Origin of the sequence: Bacillus sp. JJ664, assembly GCF_036962205.1 — a bacterium.
Lineage (GTDB): Bacteria > Bacillota > Bacilli > Bacillales > Bacillaceae_G > Gottfriedia.
The window spans coordinates 1-19066 of the sequence record NZ_JBALMS010000054.1 but is presented as its reverse complement, the minus strand read 5'-3'; the positions used below and the strand labels follow the sequence as shown (position 1 = coordinate 19066).

At 33.9% G+C, this 19066-nt stretch carries 16 protein-coding genes and 1 other annotated feature; of the genes, 14 read left to right on the top strand and 2 right to left on the bottom strand.

Going from position 1 to position 19066, the window contains the following annotated elements:
* The 5 genes from nuoN to spoIID all read left to right on the top strand — a co-directional run bounded on the left by nuoN (position 1) and on the right by spoIID (position 5303).
* Positions 1 to 1497 carry an NADH-quinone oxidoreductase subunit NuoN gene (nuoN, locus tag V7056_RS10455; protein WP_499701701.1) on the top strand — a complete coding sequence of 499 codons (1497 nt, stop codon included), beginning with the start codon at positions 1 to 3 and terminating at the stop codon, positions 1495 to 1497.
* A gap of 79 nt (positions 1498 to 1576) precedes the next feature.
* Positions 1577 to 1813, top strand: a complete 237-nt coding sequence (locus tag V7056_RS10450) for a DUF1146 family protein (RefSeq protein WP_499701699.1) — start codon at positions 1577 to 1579, stop codon at positions 1811 to 1813.
* Between the two features lie 81 nt (positions 1814 to 1894).
* The gene (locus V7056_RS10445) at positions 1895 to 2614 is read left to right on the top strand and encodes a YwmB family TATA-box binding protein (RefSeq protein ID WP_499701697.1); all 720 of its coding nucleotides are present in this window, start codon (positions 1895 to 1897) and stop codon (positions 2612 to 2614) included.
* A gap of 32 nt (positions 2615 to 2646) precedes the next feature.
* Positions 2647 to 3951: a UDP-N-acetylglucosamine 1-carboxyvinyltransferase gene (murA, locus tag V7056_RS10440; RefSeq protein ID WP_499701695.1), complete on the top strand. Its 1305-nt coding sequence runs from the start codon at positions 2647 to 2649 to the stop codon at positions 3949 to 3951.
* A gap of 320 nt (positions 3952 to 4271) precedes the next feature.
* Positions 4272 to 5303, top strand: a complete 1032-nt coding sequence (gene spoIID / locus V7056_RS10435; protein WP_499701693.1) for a stage II sporulation protein D — start codon at positions 4272 to 4274, stop codon at positions 5301 to 5303.
* Between the two features lie 159 nt (positions 5304 to 5462).
* On the opposite strand, the gene V7056_RS10430 is transcribed toward spoIID, so the two are convergent.
* Positions 5463 to 7082: a peptide ABC transporter substrate-binding protein gene (locus V7056_RS10430; protein ID WP_499701691.1), complete on the bottom strand. Its 1620-nt coding sequence runs from the start codon at positions 7080 to 7082 to the stop codon at positions 5463 to 5465.
* A 44-nt stretch (positions 7083 to 7126) separates the two neighbouring features.
* Positions 7127 to 7426 (bottom strand) — a binding site (T-box leader).
* Positions 7427 to 7759: 333 nt separating this feature from the next.
* Between V7056_RS10430 and spoIIQ the strand changes: the two genes are divergently transcribed.
* The 8 genes from spoIIQ (at position 7760) to V7056_RS10390 (ending at position 17056) form a co-directional block, all read left to right on the top strand.
* A complete protein-coding gene (gene spoIIQ / locus V7056_RS10425) occupies positions 7760 to 8557 on the top strand; it encodes a stage II sporulation protein SpoIIQ (RefSeq protein ID WP_499701689.1) in 798 nt (265 codons plus the stop codon).
* 290 nt (positions 8558 to 8847) lie between these two features.
* On the top strand, positions 8848 to 9117 hold the full coding sequence (gene spoIIID, locus V7056_RS10420; protein WP_088001342.1) for a sporulation transcriptional regulator SpoIIID: 270 nt from the start codon (positions 8848 to 8850) through the stop codon (positions 9115 to 9117).
* A 157-nt stretch (positions 9118 to 9274) separates the two neighbouring features.
* Positions 9275 to 10276: a rod shape-determining protein gene (locus tag V7056_RS10415; protein WP_499701687.1), complete on the top strand. Its 1002-nt coding sequence runs from the start codon at positions 9275 to 9277 to the stop codon at positions 10274 to 10276.
* A gap of 500 nt (positions 10277 to 10776) precedes the next feature.
* The gene (gene galU, locus V7056_RS10410) at positions 10777 to 11673 is read left to right on the top strand and encodes a UTP--glucose-1-phosphate uridylyltransferase GalU (RefSeq protein ID WP_499701685.1); all 897 of its coding nucleotides are present in this window, start codon (positions 10777 to 10779) and stop codon (positions 11671 to 11673) included.
* 22 nt (positions 11674 to 11695) lie between these two features.
* A complete protein-coding gene (locus V7056_RS10405) occupies positions 11696 to 13036 on the top strand; it encodes a UDP-glucose dehydrogenase family protein (protein WP_499701683.1) in 1341 nt (446 codons plus the stop codon).
* Positions 13037 to 13213: 177 nt separating this feature from the next.
* Complete coding sequence (locus V7056_RS10400) at positions 13214 to 14737, top strand: spore germination protein (protein WP_499701681.1); 1524 nt, start codon at positions 13214 to 13216, stop codon at positions 14735 to 14737.
* Between the two features lie 3 nt (positions 14738 to 14740).
* On the top strand, positions 14741 to 15922 hold the full coding sequence (locus V7056_RS10395; protein ID WP_499701679.1) for a Ger(x)C family spore germination protein: 1182 nt from the start codon (positions 14741 to 14743) through the stop codon (positions 15920 to 15922).
* Positions 15923 to 15937: 15 nt separating this feature from the next.
* Entirely contained in the window at positions 15938 to 17056 is a 1119-nt protein-coding gene (locus V7056_RS10390) for a GerAB/ArcD/ProY family transporter (RefSeq protein ID WP_499701677.1), read from the top strand.
* Between the two features lie 19 nt (positions 17057 to 17075).
* Here V7056_RS10390 and V7056_RS10385 read toward each other — a convergent pair whose 3' ends face one another.
* The gene (locus V7056_RS10385) at positions 17076 to 17333 is read right to left on the bottom strand and encodes a YczF family membrane protein (RefSeq protein ID WP_499701675.1); all 258 of its coding nucleotides are present in this window, start codon (positions 17331 to 17333) and stop codon (positions 17076 to 17078) included.
* A 163-nt stretch (positions 17334 to 17496) separates the two neighbouring features.
* Between V7056_RS10385 and V7056_RS10380 the strand changes: the two genes are divergently transcribed.
* Positions 17497 to 18771 (top strand): MFS transporter, encoded by a 1275-nt coding sequence (locus tag V7056_RS10380; RefSeq protein ID WP_499701673.1) that lies wholly within the window; start codon positions 17497 to 17499, stop codon positions 18769 to 18771.
* Positions 18772 to 19066 lie beyond the last annotated feature (295 nt).

Here is a 19066-nt window from a genome sequence, read left to right as displayed (position 1 = left end):
ATGACATGGAAAGCATTATCTGAATTTCAATGGGAATCAATGGGTCCAGAGATCATTCTAATAGCTGCCGCACTTCTTCTATTAGTTCTTGAACTGGTATTGCCAAAAAACGTAAGTCGTAAAGTAATCGGTTGGGTAGGATTAATTAGTGTTGTAGCAGCATTTGTATGGCTTATCACACTATATAATCATGAACCAGTCAATTTATTATTTGGCACATTCAAACTTGATTCATTTTCACTTGTTTTTAAAACAATTTTGTTAATTGGTGCAATTTTAGTATTGTTACTTGCTTTAGGGGATCATACAATCTCTGAGCAGTCAGAATACTACACATTATTTATTGCTGCATTAATTGGAACCATGTATATGGCTTCAAGCAGTGATTTAATCACCTTGTTTGTTGGATTAGAGCTTCTTTCAATTTCTTCTTATATTTTAGTAGGTATTCAAAAAAGACGAGAAGGATCTTCAGAGGCTGCACTTAAATATGTAATCAACGGTGGTATTTCAACTGCTATAACATTATTCGGCTTAAGCTATACTTATGGCTTAACTGGTACGACAAACATCACAGAGATGAATCTAGCGCTTTCTCAGGGGGTAGCTAGTAGTAATGAGTTTTTACTAATCATTGCATTCGTTCTAGTATTTGTTGGCTTGTCATTCAAGTTAGCATCTGTACCGTTCCATATGTGGGCACCAGATGTTTATGAAGGTGCACCAACACCTGTAACTGCATTTTTAGCAACAGTTTCAAAAACTGGCGGTTTTATCATTGTTTTACGTATATTCCTATCAATTTTCACTGGTGCTTTACTGATGGAACAACAAAAATCAGTATTTGAAGTAATGCAGCCGGTTGTTGGTGTATTAGCTGCACTTTCGATGATTATAGGGAATACAATTGCTTTAAAACAAAACAATTTAAAACGTATGTTAGCATACTCAGGTATCGCGCATGGCGGTTATATACTTGTAGCATTTTTAAGTATTTCACCATTTATGTTTGAAAGTATTTGGTTCTACTTATTAGCTTATACATTCATGACAATTGGTATTTTAACAATCGTTTATAATGTACAACAGCAAAGAGGTTCTGACTCACTTTCAGCTTTTGCTGGACTTGTTAAAACAAATCCTTATTTAGCAATTGCAATGACAATTTTTGTTCTGTCATTAGCGGGGATACCGTTAACTTCAGGTTTCATCGGTAAATTAAATATCTTTATGGGGGCTTTTGTTCCAGTTAAAGGATTTTATGTACTTGGTGGAATTTTACTATTAACGACAGTAATATCTTATTTTTACTACTTCGGAATTTTACAAAATGTATTCTTCAGAAGTGGCGAAGAGCGTCCAGTTGTTCTTCCAAAAACGCATATCCTTGTTGTAATTATTTGTGTGATCATGACTGTTGCACTTGGAATTAAACCATCTTTAGCTTATGATGTATTTCATCAGTTAGAAATTGTAAAAGATTTCTTTCAGGCTTAAAATGAATGTAATATGATTGAAAGTGTAGGGTAACTCCTACACTTTTTCTTTTTAGTTTATCGATAAAGGAGGGGAAATGATGAAAACTTTACTTGGCACAGAGGCTTTATTAGCTATTATTGTCAATTTAATATTCATTATTTTAACTTGGTGGGCAATAACTGCGATTAAGTGGGAAAGTATTATGAAAAAAGGTCATGTTCCCCAAATTCGACTATTTATGGTCTTGTTAACAATTACGATTTCTTCATCAGTCAGTAGTTTTTTCTTAAATTATTTACAGTATGCAAAAAACCTCACATTTTTATTGAAATAATTTGTCAGAAGTTGTGTTACGATACATCGTATAAACCCCTCTCTACCTGTGAAAAATGAAAGTAGGAGAGGGGATTTTTTTATGAAAAAAATATTCTATTTATTATTAATTACAATTGGTGTTGCTTCAGTAATATTCTTTAATATAAATAAAATCGGTATGGCAGAGTCGGGAGTAGGCCAATTAAATCGTTTTGCAAATGTATTAAATAAAAAAGACATTTCTATTACAAGTTGGAATTTATATGCAAGAGAAGCTAAAATAAATACTTCGGCAACTGAAGTAATGAAAAAGTATAAAAATAATTTTAAAAATTTCAAATGGTCTATAGATAAAGAAAAAAATAAAATAATTGGTGTATCCAATCATACTTTTGTCACAGAAAGACTTGTCGTTACATCTACTAGTGACAATAGTAGTTATGTTATTTATGAATTAACTGGGACTAAGTGGGACCAACGAACTGAAAAAGAAACCAAAATTCTAATTGATCAATCACTGGAAAATATTTTTAATGAGGAACCTACTTTTTTTACTTGTATTAAAGGGACAATGGGTGGTAAACTTGAAGGTGTTTTGCAGGGTATAAAAAATGAATTTTTGGAAGCATTCAAAGCAACAAAAATTGAAGAAATAAAAGAAGGGGCATTCGTCTCTGTCTCAGCATATACTGAACAGTGGAATGACGCTCTGGTTGCAAATGGCAAAAAAATTAATTTACAAATTGCAATTCGTGAAAACAATGTTGATGAATCAAAAACAATTATTATTGGAACACCGATTATAACAGTAGAATATTGATAGATCTATTATAGGACACGGAGGGGAAAAGCTTGGATAAAATCATTGTCCGTGGCGGGAAACAGCTTCAAGGCACTGTACGTGTAGAAGGTGCAAAAAATGCTGTCTTACCAGTTCTTGCTGCAGCGCTACTAGCTAGTGAAGGAAAAAATATAATTCATGACGTACCAACTCTATCTGATGTTTACACGATTAACGAAGTTCTTCGTAATTTAAATACAGAAGTTGAGTTCACAAACAATACAGTAACAGTTGATGCTTCAAAAGATTTACATGTTGAAGCACCATTTGAATATGTTCGTAAAATGCGAGCATCTATTCTTGTAATGGGACCACTATTAGCGAGGAACGGTCATGCTCGTGTGGCATTACCTGGTGGTTGTGCAATCGGTTCTAGACCAATTGAACAACACTTAAAAGGATTTGAGGCAATGGGTGCTCAAATTACGGTTGGAAATGGTTTTGTTGAAGCAAAAACTAATGGCCGTTTAAAAGGAGCAAAAATCTATTTAGATTTCCCAAGTGTTGGTGCAACTGAAAATATTATGTCTGCAGCTTCTTTAGCTGAAGGTACAACAGTAATTGAAAATGCTGCAAAAGAACCAGAAATCGTTGATCTTGCAAACTTTATCAACTCAATGGGTGGAAAAGTTCGTGGTGCAGGTACAGGTACAATTCGTATTGAAGGAGTACCAACATTATTTGGTACAACTCATCATATTATTCCAGACCGTGTAGAAGCAGGAACATTTATGGTTGCAGCGGCTATTACGAATGGTAATGTTTTAATTGAAAATGCAGTTCCAGAACATTTAAGCTCAGTTGTAGCGAAAATGCGTGAAATGGGTGTAACAATTATCGAGGAAGAAGAAGGTCTTCGAGTGATTGGAACGGATAATTTAAAACCTGTAGACATTAAAACAATGCCTCACCCAGGCTTCCCAACAGATATGCAATCTCAAATGATGGCACTTCTATTAAGAGCTAATGGAACAGGCATGATCACTGAAACAGTATTTGAAAATCGTTTCATGCACGTTGAAGAATTTAGACGCATGAATGCAAACATAAAAATTGAAGGTCGTTCTACAATTATCCATGGACCAAACAACCTTCAAGGAGCAGAAGTAGCTGCAACTGATTTACGTGCTGCAGCATCATTAATCCTTGCTGGACTTGTAGTTGACGGCTATACTCGTGTAACTGAATTAAAACACTTAGATCGTGGATATGTAAACTTCCATGAAAAGCTTGCTGCACTTGGAGCGGACATTGAACGTGTAAACGAACCAAGCACAGCAATTGAAGAAGAAACACTTAAAGACTTACAAGCGTAAACTAAAAAACAATGATGAAATGCCTGGCACTATGTGTTTCCCCACATGGAGTCGGGCATTTTTATTTTACATGCATAGGAATAATGCCGAAAAAGAATGTAGTTATTTGCATGTAAACTTTAATCAACTTTCTACTATACAGTTATAGGCAAAAATCCTATAAAATATTCTAAAAATAGTGAAAAAGAATAATATTTACATACTAACATCTTGCGAAAATTGTTCTAAATGCTTGTCCATCTTCATAAATTAGCTCTAGAACGGCAATTAGATGTAAATTGCCAGGGAATGTTTTTTTGGAAATGGATAGGAGGAAAAGGATGAAATCATTTAAAACATTAATTACTGCAGGATTAACAACATGCTCGGTCGTAATTATTTTACCAACATTGCTAGTTCTTCCGTTTCATAGCCAGACGGATGGTAAATTAACAGATCAATTACAGTACAATGCGAATCAAGTGGAGGCAGCCAGTAAAAATAAAAATGAACTAGTAGAAATATCAGTTTATCGAACGAAAACGAAAAAAGTTGAAAAGCTTCCAATTGAAGAATATGTTTTAGGGGTTGTAGCATCAGAAATGCCTGCCATATTTGAGCCTGAAGCATTAAAGGCGCAGAGCTTAAGTGCAAGGACATTTATCGTTAAACGCTTAGAAGAGGGTACTGAATTAGACGAAGGTGGGATTGTAAATGATACAGTCCAATTCCAAGTATTCCAGGATCGCGACGATTTAAAAAAGAAATATGGAGCGGATTATGATTCGAAAATAAAGAAGCTTGAGGATGCTGTTAAAGCTACAGAAGGTCAAATATTAACATACGATGGACAACCTATCACAGCCTCATTCTTCTCCTCAAGTAATGGTTATACAGAGAATTCCGAAGAATACTGGAAAAATAGTCTACCATACTTAAAAAGTGTGGCTAGTCCGTGGGATTCTGTGGCACCAAATTATATAGCCAAAAAGGCGTTTTCTGTAAAAGAATTCGAAACAAAGCTAGGAATTAGTCTTACCTCTAAATCAAGTGTTGGAAAAGTCATCTCTAGAACAAAAAGTAATAGAGTAGAGCAAGTAGCATTTGGTAAGACAATACTAACAGGAAAAGAAATTCGAGAAAAACTAGAGCTGCGATCAACTGATTTTTCATGGGAAAGAAAAGACGATCAAATCATCATCACAACAAAGGGTTATGGTCATGGGGTTGGAATGAGCCAGTACGGAGCAAATGAAATGGCCAAACAAGGGAAGCTATATGATGAAATTGTAAAGTACTATTATAAAGATATATCTATTACCTCGTTAAATAAAAAAGACTTTGAAGAACTAAGTGAAGCCGCAAAGAAATAACAGAGTAGATAGTTGCGCTAAGAAACGTATTTATTTAGATCGAAATTTAGACGCCTGTTTGACTTTAGGGACGGGGAGTATTCAAACTTTTAAGCCAAAAAAACAGACCTCTATAGGTCTGTTTTTTTTGTTAGGCAAGTAATTGAAGATTCAACTCCATTACTGCTTATTTGCATATTTGTAATAGAAATAACCAACAAATGGTCGTACTTTAATCCCTGTGACTGATTCTTTTTGAAGGTATACATAGCCAGCTTGATAGAGTGGTTCGATGACTGCATCATTTAACAAGACGTCTTCAGCTTTATGAAGCAATTTAAAGCGTTCAGTTTCATTCTGAATGCTAACTGTGTTCGCCTTAAGTAATAAGTCGTCATATTGTTTATTACTGTAATTTAGTACGTTTAAAGCCGATTTAGATGTAAATAGTTCTAAATAAGTTGTTGGATCAGGATAATCTGCTCCCCATGTATCTAAAGATAGATCATAATCGCCTTGTTGGCGTAATTCAAACTTCTGTTGAGCGGGCTGTACAATAATATCAACCGTTAACCCTTGTAAATTCGTTTCTAGTTGAGACTTAATGTACTCTCCTATTTTACGAGACGTATTACTATCATTAACTAATAAAGAAAGTGAGACATCAGTTTTTCCACTTTCTGAAAGTGCTTCTTTAAAAAGTGATTTCGCTTTTGATAGTTCAACTGATGAAGAGTGTTTCGTAGAACTGACAAAATCGTTTCCTTTTGAATCCTTTACAAGTCCTTTCGGTACAATTCGATCAGTTGGGATTGAGCCATCGTTTAATAACACATTACTAATATCTTCTTTATTGAATGCATTTGAAATTGCAGTTCGTATTTTACTATTAGCTAATAATGGGTTTTGTTGATTAAAGCTTATATAAGAAACAATTGGCATTGCTAATTTTTGTAATTCACTATTATCCTTAAAGCGATCAATTACACTTGAATCAATAATTGCTTGATCAAGTTCGCCTGTTTCATACAAATTCACTGCAGTTGTTGTCTCTTTCATGACCTTAACGTCAATCTCATTTACTTTCACATTCTTTTTATCATAGTATTGATCATTTTTTTTCAGTGAAAATCCAGAACCATGATCCCAATTATTAACAACATATGGTCCATTATATAAAGTTGTATTTGCCTCTAGCCCGTATTGATTGCCTTGTTCTTTAACAAACTTCTCGTTTAAAGGGAAATACATAGGTAAACTTGTTAACTGGATAAAATATGGAATAGCACGTTCTAATTTTATTTCAAGTGTTTGATCATCTAAAGCAGTCACACCGAGTTTTTCCACTGGAAGTTTTCCTTGATTAATTTCTTGGGCATTTTCAATATCATATAAGTCGTAAGCAAATTGTGCTTTTGTTTTTGGATCAATTGCTCTTCTCATTGCAAAGACAAAATCTTGAGCCGTTACTTTTTCGCCATTAGAATATTTAGCATCTCTTAATGTAAATGTATAAACCTTGCCATCCTCACTTACTTTATGAGATTTAGCTGCTGCGGGTACATACTCACCTTTATCATTAGGCATATATAGACCTTCCATGACACTATTTAATGCATTTAATGAAGGGCCATCTAAAGCAAGTGAACTATCAAGACTTACGATATCGGAAGTATCCATTAATCTTAGCGTCTGATCTTTAGAGGTATTTTGAACTTGAGTTCCTTGGTTGCTACATGCTGTTAATGTCAGAGAAAGTAATATAGTGAAAGTAATAAATCCTTTTTTATTGAATAACATGTGTATCTCTCCTTTTTTTGGACGCAAAAAGAGTCCTCGCCTTATAAAAGGACGAGGACTCCCGTGGTGCCACCTTAATTAGTCTAATACCGAATTAGACTCACTTTGCAGTATCAAAACAAATGGATCTGAACTACTTGTGACAAACAAAAAGCAGTATCGAAACATAAGTTTGAATACCTGTCTCTTTTATCGGTGAGACGTCCGCCAAAGCCTACTGCACAGTTTGTGGTTCGGTTTGGCTGCTCAGAAGCCCATTCAAAAATATGTCCGTACTGACTCGCACCAACCGTCAGCTCTCTGAAACATTCATATCATCTACTCTTCTTCATCATTGCAGAAATTTATGATAAACAGAATTTAAAAGTTAAATTTTTCGATCTAGCCATTTTTAAAATGTCTAACAAGCTTGTAGTGTGATTATATTTTGAATAAAAATAAAATGCAAGAAAAATATTCTTCCATTTTCATATTTACATAAATAGAGTTATCCACAAAAATTGTGCATAACTAGTATAAATCTGTGTATAACTAGGCCACAATTGTTAATATTTAACGGATATATTGTGGATTAGATGGTAGTATTTTGAAAAATAAGAATTTTGTCGAATTAAAATTTTCTAAATTGCGTATATAATTTCTGGAATCTGTTGACAATGATTGCAGAGGTGATAAGGATGAGAGAGGAACAAAACAAAAAAACTTCTCAAAAAGTTGTGAAAATGTTAAGAAAGCGTTGGGTAGTACCAGCAATTTATTTAGTGAGTGCAGCAGTCATTTTAACAGGTGCGTTATGGTATCAATATAGTAATGCTCCTACTCCAACAAAACAAACTGGAACAGCAATTGACACAAATGAGCCAGATGCAGTACCAGTAACAAAAACTGAAGAAAAACTATCATATCCTGTTGCAAAGGATACGACAGTTCAAGTGAAAAGTCATTTTTATGATGATTCAGCTTCAAAGGATCAACAACAACAATCTTTAATTCTAGTGGATGGTTCAACTTACGCAATCAACACAGGAATGGATTTAGTTGATAAGAGTAATAAGGAATTTGGTGTAACAGCTGCATTAAGTGGTACAGTTACAAAAGCACAAAAAGATGCTGAACTAGGTTATGTGGTTGAAGTAGACAATGGAAATGGTTTAGTTTCTTACTACCAAAGCTTAAAATCAATCAGTGTTGAAGAAGGTTCTAAAGTAACACAAGGACAAGCTCTAGGTGTTGCTGGAACATCACTAATCGGTAAAGAAAATGGCGTTCATGTTCATTTTGAATTACGTAAAGATGGTGTAGCAATTAACCCTGAGAAATATCAAGGTCAAGATGTATCTGCAATTATCAATGCTGAAAATACAAAAAGTGAAGCAAAAGATTCGGATACAATGAATACATCTGGAAACGTTTCTGATACAGAATCAGATGAAGAAAATTCTGGTTCTACAGAAGAAAATACTGACTCAAACTAAATTAAAGAATGATTTATAGCAATTCACAAAGTGCCCAACACAGGGGATTCAGATCCCATATGTGTTGGGCGCTTGTTTTTTTCTGACAATTGTGCATAGTTATAACCTTTTGCTAATACAATGTTATAAACCCATCAAAGAGGTGTTTGAGGTGAGGGATCGTGGATTTTCTACCTAGTCAAAATAAATGTACCTCAGCAGGTCAGTCAGAGCAGGAAAAAGAGCAGCTTAGTCAGTCAAAACGAGTCTCATTTCACGCTTCTCACATCCAATTCGAGGAGGAGAGTAGTGTGCACGATTACATCAAAGAGAGAACAATCAAGATAGGGAAATATATCGTGGAGACGAAGAAAACAGTACGTGTAATTGCAAAAGAATTTGGTGTGTCAAAAAGTACAGTACACAAAGATCTAACAGAACGCCTTCCGGAAATTAATCCAGATTTGGCAAATGAGGTAAAAGAAATATTAGATTATCACAAATCAATTCGTCATTTACGCGGTGGAGAAGCAACAAAGCAAAAGTATCAAAAAGAAGACGTTGAAAAGGTTATAAAGTAGGGATTGGCGAGCCTTGAAAACAAAATTAGAAATATTTAACCTCCTGTTCACAATAAATTAATTACTAAAAGCAGTCTTTTATGGTAAAATTATATTTTGGTATAACACGTATTCGGAACTGCTCATGAGTATAGTGAATAAGGAGGAGCCAAAAAGAATGTTTTCTAAGGATATCGGGATAGATCTTGGTACAGCCAATGTCTTAATACATGTAAAAGGTAAAGGAATCGTTTTAAACGAACCTTCTGTAGTTGCAATTGAACGTAATAGCGGAAAAGTGTTAGCAGTAGGTGAAGAAGCAAGCCGCATGGTAGGTCGTACACCTGGTAATATTGTTGCAATTCGTCCGTTAAAAGACGGTGTTATTGCTGACTTTGATATTACAGAAGCAATGCTACGTTATTTTATTAATAAATTAGATGTAAAAGGGTTTATGTCAAAACCGCGTATTTTGATTTGTTGTCCAACAAACATTACGTCTGTTGAACAAAAAGCAATTCGTGAAGCTGCTGAAAAAAGCGGTGGAAAACAAGTTTATTTAGAAGAAGAACCAAAAGTTGCGGCAATTGGAGCTGGAATGGATATATTCCAACCAAGCGGTAACATGGTAATTGATATTGGCGGTGGGACAACCGATATTGCTGTATTGTCTATGGGAGATATCGTCACCGCCTCTTCAATTAAAATGGCAGGGGACAAGTTTGATATGGAGATTTTAAACTATATTAAACGTGAGTATAAACTGCTAATTGGTGAGCGTACTTCTGAACAAATTAAAATTGAAGTAGGAACAGTTTTCCCAGGTGCACGAAACGAATCAATCGATATTCGTGGACGTGATATGGTAACTGGTCTACCTCGTACAATTACTGTATATTCTGATGAAATTCAACGTGCTTTAAGTGAACCAGTTTACTTAATTGTACAAGCTGCAAAAACTGTTTTAGAACGTACACCGCCAGAGTTATCTGCTGATATTATTGATCGTGGAGTTATCTTAACAGGTGGTGGAGCACTTCTTCATGGTATTGATACATTACTAGCTGAAGAATTAAAAGTTCCTGTTTTTATTGCTGAAGATCCAATGCAATGTGTAGCGGTAGGTACTGGAATCATGCTTGAAAACATTGATAAAATTCCAAGTCGTTATTTAAAATAATATAGTTTAAAAATCTCGAGTTTATGCTCGAGATTTTTTTATTGCCAAATACTCCTCAACCTTACTTTCCCTCAATAAAAATCCTTTTAATAGTTGTTATCGTAAGAAATGACTATCGAATATATCCGATACAAGTTATGTCGGAAAAGATATGATTAAAAAGAAATTAATTGTAAACTACTACGTTTATTAATTCATAATCAGTCTGAATCATACCTTTTATCTTTTAAAAATCTCAAGCATTTTTTGCTTGGGATTTTTTTATTTGAATTGTAATTCCTATGTTTGAGTTTTGTAAAAAATAGATGAACTTGAAGGTAGTTAAATATCAAATAAAGAAGGGATATATGTAAAGTTTTTAAGATTCAGAGATTGTAAAGATTGGTTAAATGATCTGTAAATTAGTGATGTTGGGGGTAGCGAGTTCATAAAGTTAAGTACCAAACACAACTCCAGGATTGAACTGTGGTAAAACATATTTTATTGGGGAGCGAATGTAAATGAAGGTAAGAAAAGCAATTATTCCAGCTGCTGGACTAGGAACACGATTTTTACCTGCAACTAAAGCGATGCCAAAGGAAATGTTACCAATTGTGAATAAACCAACCATTCAATATATTGTTGAAGAGGCTGTTAAATCAGGAATCGAAGAAATTTTAATCATTACCGGTAAGGGTAAACGTGCAATAGAGGATCATTTTGATTATGCATTTGAATTAGAGCAGCGGTTATTACAAAATAAAAAATATGATTTATTGGAACAAGTTGAGCATACTTCCTCAATAGCAGATTTATATTATTTGCGGCAAAAAGAACCAAAAGGTTTAGGGCATGCCATTTTATGTGCCAAAAATTTCGTAGGAAATGAGCCGTTCGCAGTATTACTTGGTGATGATGTAACAACAGGGACGGTGCCATGTACATATCAGTTAATCCAACAATATGAAAAAGTAAAATCATCTGTCATCGGTGTTAAGCATGTACCTAAAAAAGATATCAGTCGTTATGGCATGGTTGAGAGCTGTGAAGATTTAGGTGAACTATATAAAATACATCATTTGATTGAAAAACCACCTGTCGGTACAAATACTTCAAGCTTAGCGATTATGGGAAGATATGTTTTAACAGCAGATATTTTTAAAGTACTAGAAGAAACAGCTTATGGAGTCAATGGTGAATTACAGCTTACCGATGCTTTAGTTGGGTTAAATAAATTTGATCATATTTATGCTTACGAATTTGAAGGTGAGCGCTATGATGTTGGAGAGCCATTGGGGTTAATCAAAACATCAATTAAGTTTGCGATGGAAAGAGATGAATTTAAACACGATTTGATTCAATATCTTGAAGAAGTAGTAACTCAAAACAGGAATGAAAAAACAGTTCACATTGATTAACGATACGGGATGGGGATGGGGCATGAAGCAAATTATTGTTTCTGGTACAGGTTACGTTGGGCTTGCCACAGGTGTTTCATTTGCGACAGTTGGTTTTAAGGTTACATGCGTTGATATTGATGAAAGTAAAATCAATTTACTCCAAAAAGGTATATGTCCTATTTATGAACCTGGTCTACAAGAAGCTTTATTGGAAAACATTATGCAAGATCGTATTGCTTTTACAACAAATATTGATCAAGCTTATAGTAAAGCGGATGTGATCTTCATTGCTGTAGGTACCCCAGAGTTACCAGATGGTACTGCCAATCTAACCTATTTAAAAGAAGTGGCAAAAGATATAGCAGTTAATGCTTCAAAAGATCTAGTCGTGGTCATTAAAAGTACTGTACCTGTTGGGACGAATGAGGTTGTAAAACAAATTTTGAAAGAATTTGCTCATCCTCAACTCAAAATAGATGTTGTATCAAACCCTGAATTTTTAAGAGAGGGATCAGCTTTGCACGATATTTTCCACGGAGATCGTATTGTAATCGGCACAGATCATCCTCAGTCTGCATCTTACGTATCGGAATTATATAAGTCATTCAATCTGCCAATTTTCGTAACGAGTGTACGAAGTGCTGAAATGATTAAATATGCTTCTAATGCTTTTTTAGCAACAAAAATTAGTTTTATAAATGAAATATCTTTAATTTGTGAAGCGGTCGGTGCTGATATTGAACAAGTTGCTCATGGTATGGGGCTAGACCGCCGTATCGGGTCTCAATTTTTAAATGCAGGTATTGGATTTGGAGGATCTTGTTTTCCAAAAGATACTTCGGCGTTGATACAAAGCTCGGCCTTGGAAGGTTTAGAATTAAAACTCCTTAAATCAGTCATTGATATAAATGAATATCAGCAATTGAAATTATATGAATTAGCAAAACTATATTTTGGCTCATTGAAAGATAGAGAAATAGCTATTTTAGGGGCTAGTTTTAAACCAAATACAAATGATATTCGGCATGCGCCTTCTATTGCGTTGATAAAAGAGTTTTTAAAAGACGGGGCTATTATAACTGTATATGACCCAATCGCTCTACCAGAAGTAAATAGAGAGTTTGGAGATTTAGTGAAGTACGCCAATGATTTATATGAAGCTATTTCGAATAAAGATGCCGCATTGATCGTAACCGAATGGAATGAAATTGTTCGTGCAGAACTGAGTCAATTTGAAACAAGAATGAAACACCCACTCATATTTGATGGTCGAAATTGTTTTGATGTAGAAGAAATTCAAAATACAAATATACAATATTATTCAATCGGTCGAAAAGCAGTTAATGTCAATTTGCAAATTGCACAGAAACTATATGATTAGTTAAAGAAGTTATACAACCCTTGTTACATCAACATGTAGCAAGGGTTATTTTTATGCTCAAAAGACTGATTTGAACATGTTGTAAATTCGTTTGATTAGAAATCAATACATGAAATGAAAGAATTTGGAAAAAGTATAGAAATATAAAGCCATAAAAATTATGGACGGTGGTAATTAATGTTTAATTATAAAGAAACCAACAGTGCAGCAACCAATAAAAAAATACCTTTTCAAAATAATATATCTCGTTCCTTAAGTAAGGATATTTTAGAAAATATAAAACGAATTAAGGAAGATTTTGGCGACAGCTCTGATTTGATTATAAGACATGAATCACTTGGAGAAGGGATGCAGTATTCCTTTGCAATTATTCATATTGATGGGATTTCCAATGAGCAATTAATCAATGAGGGTATCGTTGAAAAAATCGTAAAAATTAATACAGAAAAAGAAACAACTTTGTCTTTATCAGATTTAGAAAATGGTTTAAAGAGTATCATCTCTGTTTCTAGTTTAAAATCTCAATCAAGTTATACAAATCTCTTATCAGCCTTACTCCTTGGCGACACAATCATTCTTTTAGATCATGATACAAATTTCTTAGTAGCATGTACGAAAATGGTTCAATCTAGAAGTATTTCGGAACCATCTACTCAAACGGTTATTAGAGGACCAAAAGATAGCTTCACAGAAAGCTTACGTACTAATACTTCGCTCATTCGAAATCGAATCCAACATCCGGCTCTTCGTATTGAATCAATGAAAATAGGTGAAATCACAAGAACAGATGTTGAAATCATGTATATAAAAGGTGTTGTTGATGAGAATTTATTAAAGGAAGTAAATCATCGTTTAGAAGCAATAAATGTCGATGAAATTCTTGAGTCGAGTTATATAGAAAATTATATCCAAAATGACCAAAAGACCATTTTTCCAACAATGCTACATACAGAAAGACCTGATGCAGTAGTTGGGAATTTGCTTGAAGGCCGGATCGCCATCCTTACTGCGGGTACACCGTTTGTTCTAATTTTACCTGCAACATTCACACAGTTTTTTCAATCACCTGAAGACTACTATCAAAGCTCATATATTGGGACTTTTTTAAGGGCTTTACGATATGTGTCTTTCTGGCTTGCCTTATTTGCACCCGCAATATTTATTGCGATTACATCCTTTCACCAAGCGGTAATTCCAACTGTATTATTAGTAAGTTTAGCCGCACAACGGGAAGGTGTTCCGTTACCTGCCATTGTCGAAGCAATCGGGATGGAAATGGTTTTTGAAGTATTGCGAGAAGCTGGTATTCGAATGCCTAGAGCGGTTGGTCAGGCACTTTCTATTGTAGGGGCCTTGATTTTAGGTCAAGCCGCGGTTCAAGCGGGATTCGTTTCGGCATCGATGGTAATTATTGTTTCAATCACTGCCATTGCGAGCTTTACAATTCCTTACTACAACATGTCGATTGCAGCGAGGATTCTAAGGTTTATATTACTAATAGCAGCAGCTTATATAGGATTGTTTGGCATATTAATTGGTGGATTAATTATTTTGATGCATATGTGTAGCTTACGTTCTTTTGGGGAGCCTTATTTTGCGCCTTTCGCACCGTTTCGTTTAAGTAGTCAGAAAGATACAATTTTAGTTGTTCCTTCCCAAGGTAATACAAAAACAATTAAAGAACAAAGTAATGGGGAATAAACCATGAAAAAGAAATTTTGTATGATCGTACTTATTATTATTCTACTGTTAAGCGGATGTTCAAACTATAGAGAATTAAATGGATTATCAATCGTTGTCGCAATGGGCTTAGATTATGTACCTAAAACAAAAGAGTATGAAATGATTGTTCAAATCATTAACCCAAATGCAATAGCTACCCAAACAGGTGCACAAGGTATTCCAATCATTTCGTTAGTCGAAACGGGCAGAACAATCTCAGAAGCCGCTCGTAAAGTGACAAAAAGAGTTTCAAGGCCAAATATTTATTCCCATGTAGCACTTGTAATAGTTGGTGAAACGTTAGCCAAAGAGCAATCATTAAATTGGATTTTTGATGTATTTGAGAGAGACTCGAAAATTCGTGTAAATATTCCGGTCATTATTGCTAGGAAAGATAGTGTATATCGAGTGATGAATAACATACCACCACTTGATAAACTTCCTGCAAAATCAATTTCAGGGAAGATACAAAACACCTCTAATTTGTTAGGGGAAAATCACGAAACACAGATGCGCGAAGTCATCGCTTCTATCTCAAGTCCAGGACGTGAACCAACCATTAACGGTGTTACGTTAGCATATGAATCACCAGAATCAGAATCTTTAGCGAATACAGAAAAAGTAAAATCAACTTATGCAGTTATAAATGGAATGGGTGTATTTAGAAAAGGAAAATTAGTTGGCTGGCTTGACGGCCCACCAGCAAGAGCAGTCCAATTTATAGATAATTTAATTAAAGAAACAAATCTTCAAATTCAATGTAAAAAAGAAAAATATGATTCAATGGAATTAACTCGTGTAAAAACAAAAACAGATGTAAAAATGAAAAAAGGGATACCGAATATTCATGTAAAAGTAAAATCGATTGGCCATATTGATGAAGTGCTCTGTAATGATGACTTTGATAAGGCGAAAACACTTAATAAATATGAAAAAGATAGTGAAAAAGTTGTGAGACAAATGATCTTAGATGGCTTAACTCAAGCACAGAAACTTGGTGGCGATGTTTTCGGATTTGGTGAAAAACTTCATATTAATGATCCGAAAGCTTTCAAAAAACATGAAAAAGATTGGAATAAAGTATTCCAGAAAGCAAAATTCAAAGTAACTGTAGATGTGCAAATTAACAATGTAGGTATGAGAAAGCGAACATACCCATATTAAAAAGAAGGTTATAAAATGAACCGTAAATTATCTATAAGTGGCTTTCAGTTTTTTTGTATGATTGTTTTATTTGAAATTGGAAGTTCATCACTAATTGGTATGGCAACAGAAGCGAGGCAGGACGCGTGGATTAGTTTAATTATTGCATTATTCATGGGTTGTGTGTTGTATTACATTTATATTAAATTATTTCAAATGTATCCAGAGTTACCGTTTACTCACTATGTTCAAAAGATCTTAGGGAAATATGCAGGAATACTCCTCGCTTTAATTTATACAATCTACTTTATTTATATTGCTGGTCGAGTTCTGCGTGATTTTGAGGAGTTATTGGTCATTTCACTTTACAACTCAACTTCCCTATTAGCAATAGGCATACTAATGAGTTTTCTAGTTATGTATGCTATATATAAAGGGTTTGAAACATTTGGAAGAATAAATGAAATTACTTTTTATGTAATTATGTTCATTATCGTAGTAGTCATAGGATTTGAGCTTATAGCAAAGTTATTCCACATTAATAATTTAAGACCAGTTTTAGAAGATGGCTGGAAACCAGTTATACATGCTGCATTCCCATTAACTGTAACATTTCCTTTTGGTGAAATTATTACGTTAACCATGCTGATGCCACATCTAAGAAAGCCTGAGCTCGCAATTAAAGTAGGCATTCCAGCGATGGTATTTGCTGGATTATTACTTACAACTTTGACGCTAGTAAACATTATGATTTTGGGCGTGGATGTATTAGATCGGGCAAGTTATCCCATTTTAACAGCTGTTAGTTATATAAACGTTGCTAATTTTATTCAAAGACTAGATTCATTAATTGTAATTATTATGGTTATAGGTGGATTTATGAAAGTTTCAGTCTTCTTTTTTTGTGCAGTGATTGGTGCTTCAGATTTATTCAGGGTGAAGAAGAGAGATACATTAACCTACCCTATTGCGGTTATTATCGTTGTCAGCTCGGTTTGGATGGCTCCAAATTACTTAGAGCATTATAAAGAGGGATTGGATGTTGTTCCATATTATTTACATGTCCCACTTCAAATAATTATTCCAATTGCTTTACTAGCGATTGCAATCATACAGAAAAAAGGTAAAGAAAAAAACAGCTTAGAAAATAACTAAGCTGTTTTTTGTTGCTTTTTTAATTAGTAGAATTTTGTGGGTTTTTTGTTCTGTTTTTTATTTTTTTCTTATTTAAGTATTTAAGGACAGTATTTGCGACTGCAAACGGAACAGTAAATAAAAAGATTACCACATAATCCTCGCCAACCAATTCCGTTTTACTAACAAGTATATAACTCCACATTTCAGAAAAGCTTGTGCCTTGTATTAAATCGATACCAGCGAGTAACGCCATTGTTAATAAGAATAAACTTAAAAATATGAAGAATAATTTCAATATATCAACTCCCTGTTATAACGAAATAATTGTAAGATATTATTATTTTGGTTGATTATGGAAAAGTTTATGCGAAAAGTTAAAGAAAGTCCGACAATAATCGCGCTTTTTATTCTGAAAATTTAGTATATAATGAATAAGGGTGTAAAAAGGGGGACTTAAGTTGTTACAAATTTTTAAAAACCGTAATTTCTTATGGTTATTTTTAGCAAATTTCACTTCTCAGCTTGGATCCGTTGTGGGCATGACAGCGTTTATGCTTTATTTATTAAGAAAATTTTCTACTCAACCGTCATATGCGACGATCACAGAATTAACTTATACTTTACCAATGCTTTTTCTGTTTTTCTTTGTAGGCGTATTTGCAGACCGGTTAAATCGAAAGAAAATTGCCATGTACTGCGATTACATAAGTGCCTGTTTATCAGTTGTTTTATTAATTACAATCATGCAAGATTGGATATTTCTTTCATTTTGTATTCTATTTTTAAGAAGTGGCGTATCTAAATTTTTTCAACCTGCGCAGTCTTCTCTTTTGCAAGGGATTTTAACAGAGGATCAATATGCAACCTCGGCAGGTTTAAATCAACTAGTTAGTAGTTTATTTATGCTATTTGGTGGCGCAATAGGAACAATTGTATTTTGGAAATTGGGAGTAGAGGCTGCTATTATCATTGATACGATATCATTTATCCTATCTGGACTTCTGATCCAAGTAGCTAAACTCTCGAAAGAAATTACTAATCCTAATGGTCACCATTCATTAAAAGATTTGAAGTTTACTTTAGTTCTAAAGGATTTTAAGGAAGGAATTGTTTACATTTTAAATCACTCATTACTAAGGTCTCTTTTATCAGGATTTTTCTTATTTGGTGTCATTAATGGTGGGTTTTCGGTAATGCCTTCTTTTATCTTAAAATACAAACTGGCTCCTGATAACTATGAAGAATTACTAATCTATGTTGGCGTTTCATTTGGTACAGGTATATTACTTGGAAGCATTGTCGGATCAATGTTAGCAAAGAAGATGCAACTTCAAAATATGATCATCATCGGACTGATTATATCTGGACTATGTGTCATTGCAGGAGGATTCTCAACTTCACCAATTGCTTACATTCTATGGCAATTCATTATTGGACTAATATTACCAATCGTAAATATTGGAATTGGAGGTTGGTTCCCTAAAATTGTTGAAAAACGGATGATGGGAAGAGTTCAAGGTTGGATTCAACCAATTATACTATTATCTCAAAGTATTACATTAGGCTTAATCGCGCTATTCTATCCAGTTATTTTAAAGATTGAATGGTTACATGCAATTGTCGGATTAAGTTTATCAATAGTTGGTGTGTATTATTTCGTTGTGTTACCTAAGTATATGAAAACTGGTATGAATAATGCTGCAGTAGAAACTGAAAGGTCAGTTTCACAATAATCAATATAGAGATCGCCTGTAACTAAAAGTTAGTTATAGGCTATTTTTTATTGTTAAATATTTACCTTTATAGAACTGATAAAGTAGATTCAATACTGAAAAACAGCCATTTTTTTGTATGTCTTTTTTCATATTAATAACCAAATATTGACTATCAGTTGTTTTTGATACAAAGCTACTATTTTACAACAGAAAACATTTTTCGACATAAGCTATTTGGACCATTCAAATAGTTTCGAGAAGGTATATAATAGAGTTGATGAAATTTATCAAATTTTGCGTATCTTATATACAA

Coding starts and splice junctions, on each gene's coding strand:
- nuoN (WP_499701701.1), top strand. CDS start 1: ATGACATGGAAAGCATTATCTGAATTTCAATGGGAATCAATGGGTCCA.
- V7056_RS10450 (WP_499701699.1), top strand. CDS start 1,577: ATGAAAACTTTACTTGGCACAGAGGCTTTATTAGCTATTATTGTCAAT.
- V7056_RS10445 (WP_499701697.1), top strand. CDS start 1,895: ATGAAAAAAATATTCTATTTATTATTAATTACAATTGGTGTTGCTTCA.
- spoIID (WP_499701693.1), top strand. CDS start 4,272: ATGAAATCATTTAAAACATTAATTACTGCAGGATTAACAACATGCTCG.
- V7056_RS10430 (WP_499701691.1), bottom strand. CDS start 7,082: ATGTTATTCAATAAAAAAGGATTTATTACTTTCACTATATTACTTTCT.
- spoIIQ (WP_499701689.1), top strand. CDS start 7,760: ATGAGAGAGGAACAAAACAAAAAAACTTCTCAAAAAGTTGTGAAAATG.
- V7056_RS10415 (WP_499701687.1), top strand. CDS start 9,275: ATGTTTTCTAAGGATATCGGGATAGATCTTGGTACAGCCAATGTCTTA.
- galU (WP_499701685.1), top strand. CDS start 10,777: ATGAAGGTAAGAAAAGCAATTATTCCAGCTGCTGGACTAGGAACACGA.
- V7056_RS10405 (WP_499701683.1), top strand. CDS start 11,696: ATGAAGCAAATTATTGTTTCTGGTACAGGTTACGTTGGGCTTGCCACA.
- V7056_RS10400 (WP_499701681.1), top strand. CDS start 13,214: ATGTTTAATTATAAAGAAACCAACAGTGCAGCAACCAATAAAAAAATA.
- V7056_RS10395 (WP_499701679.1), top strand. CDS start 14,741: ATGAAAAAGAAATTTTGTATGATCGTACTTATTATTATTCTACTGTTA.
- V7056_RS10390 (WP_499701677.1), top strand. CDS start 15,938: ATGAACCGTAAATTATCTATAAGTGGCTTTCAGTTTTTTTGTATGATT.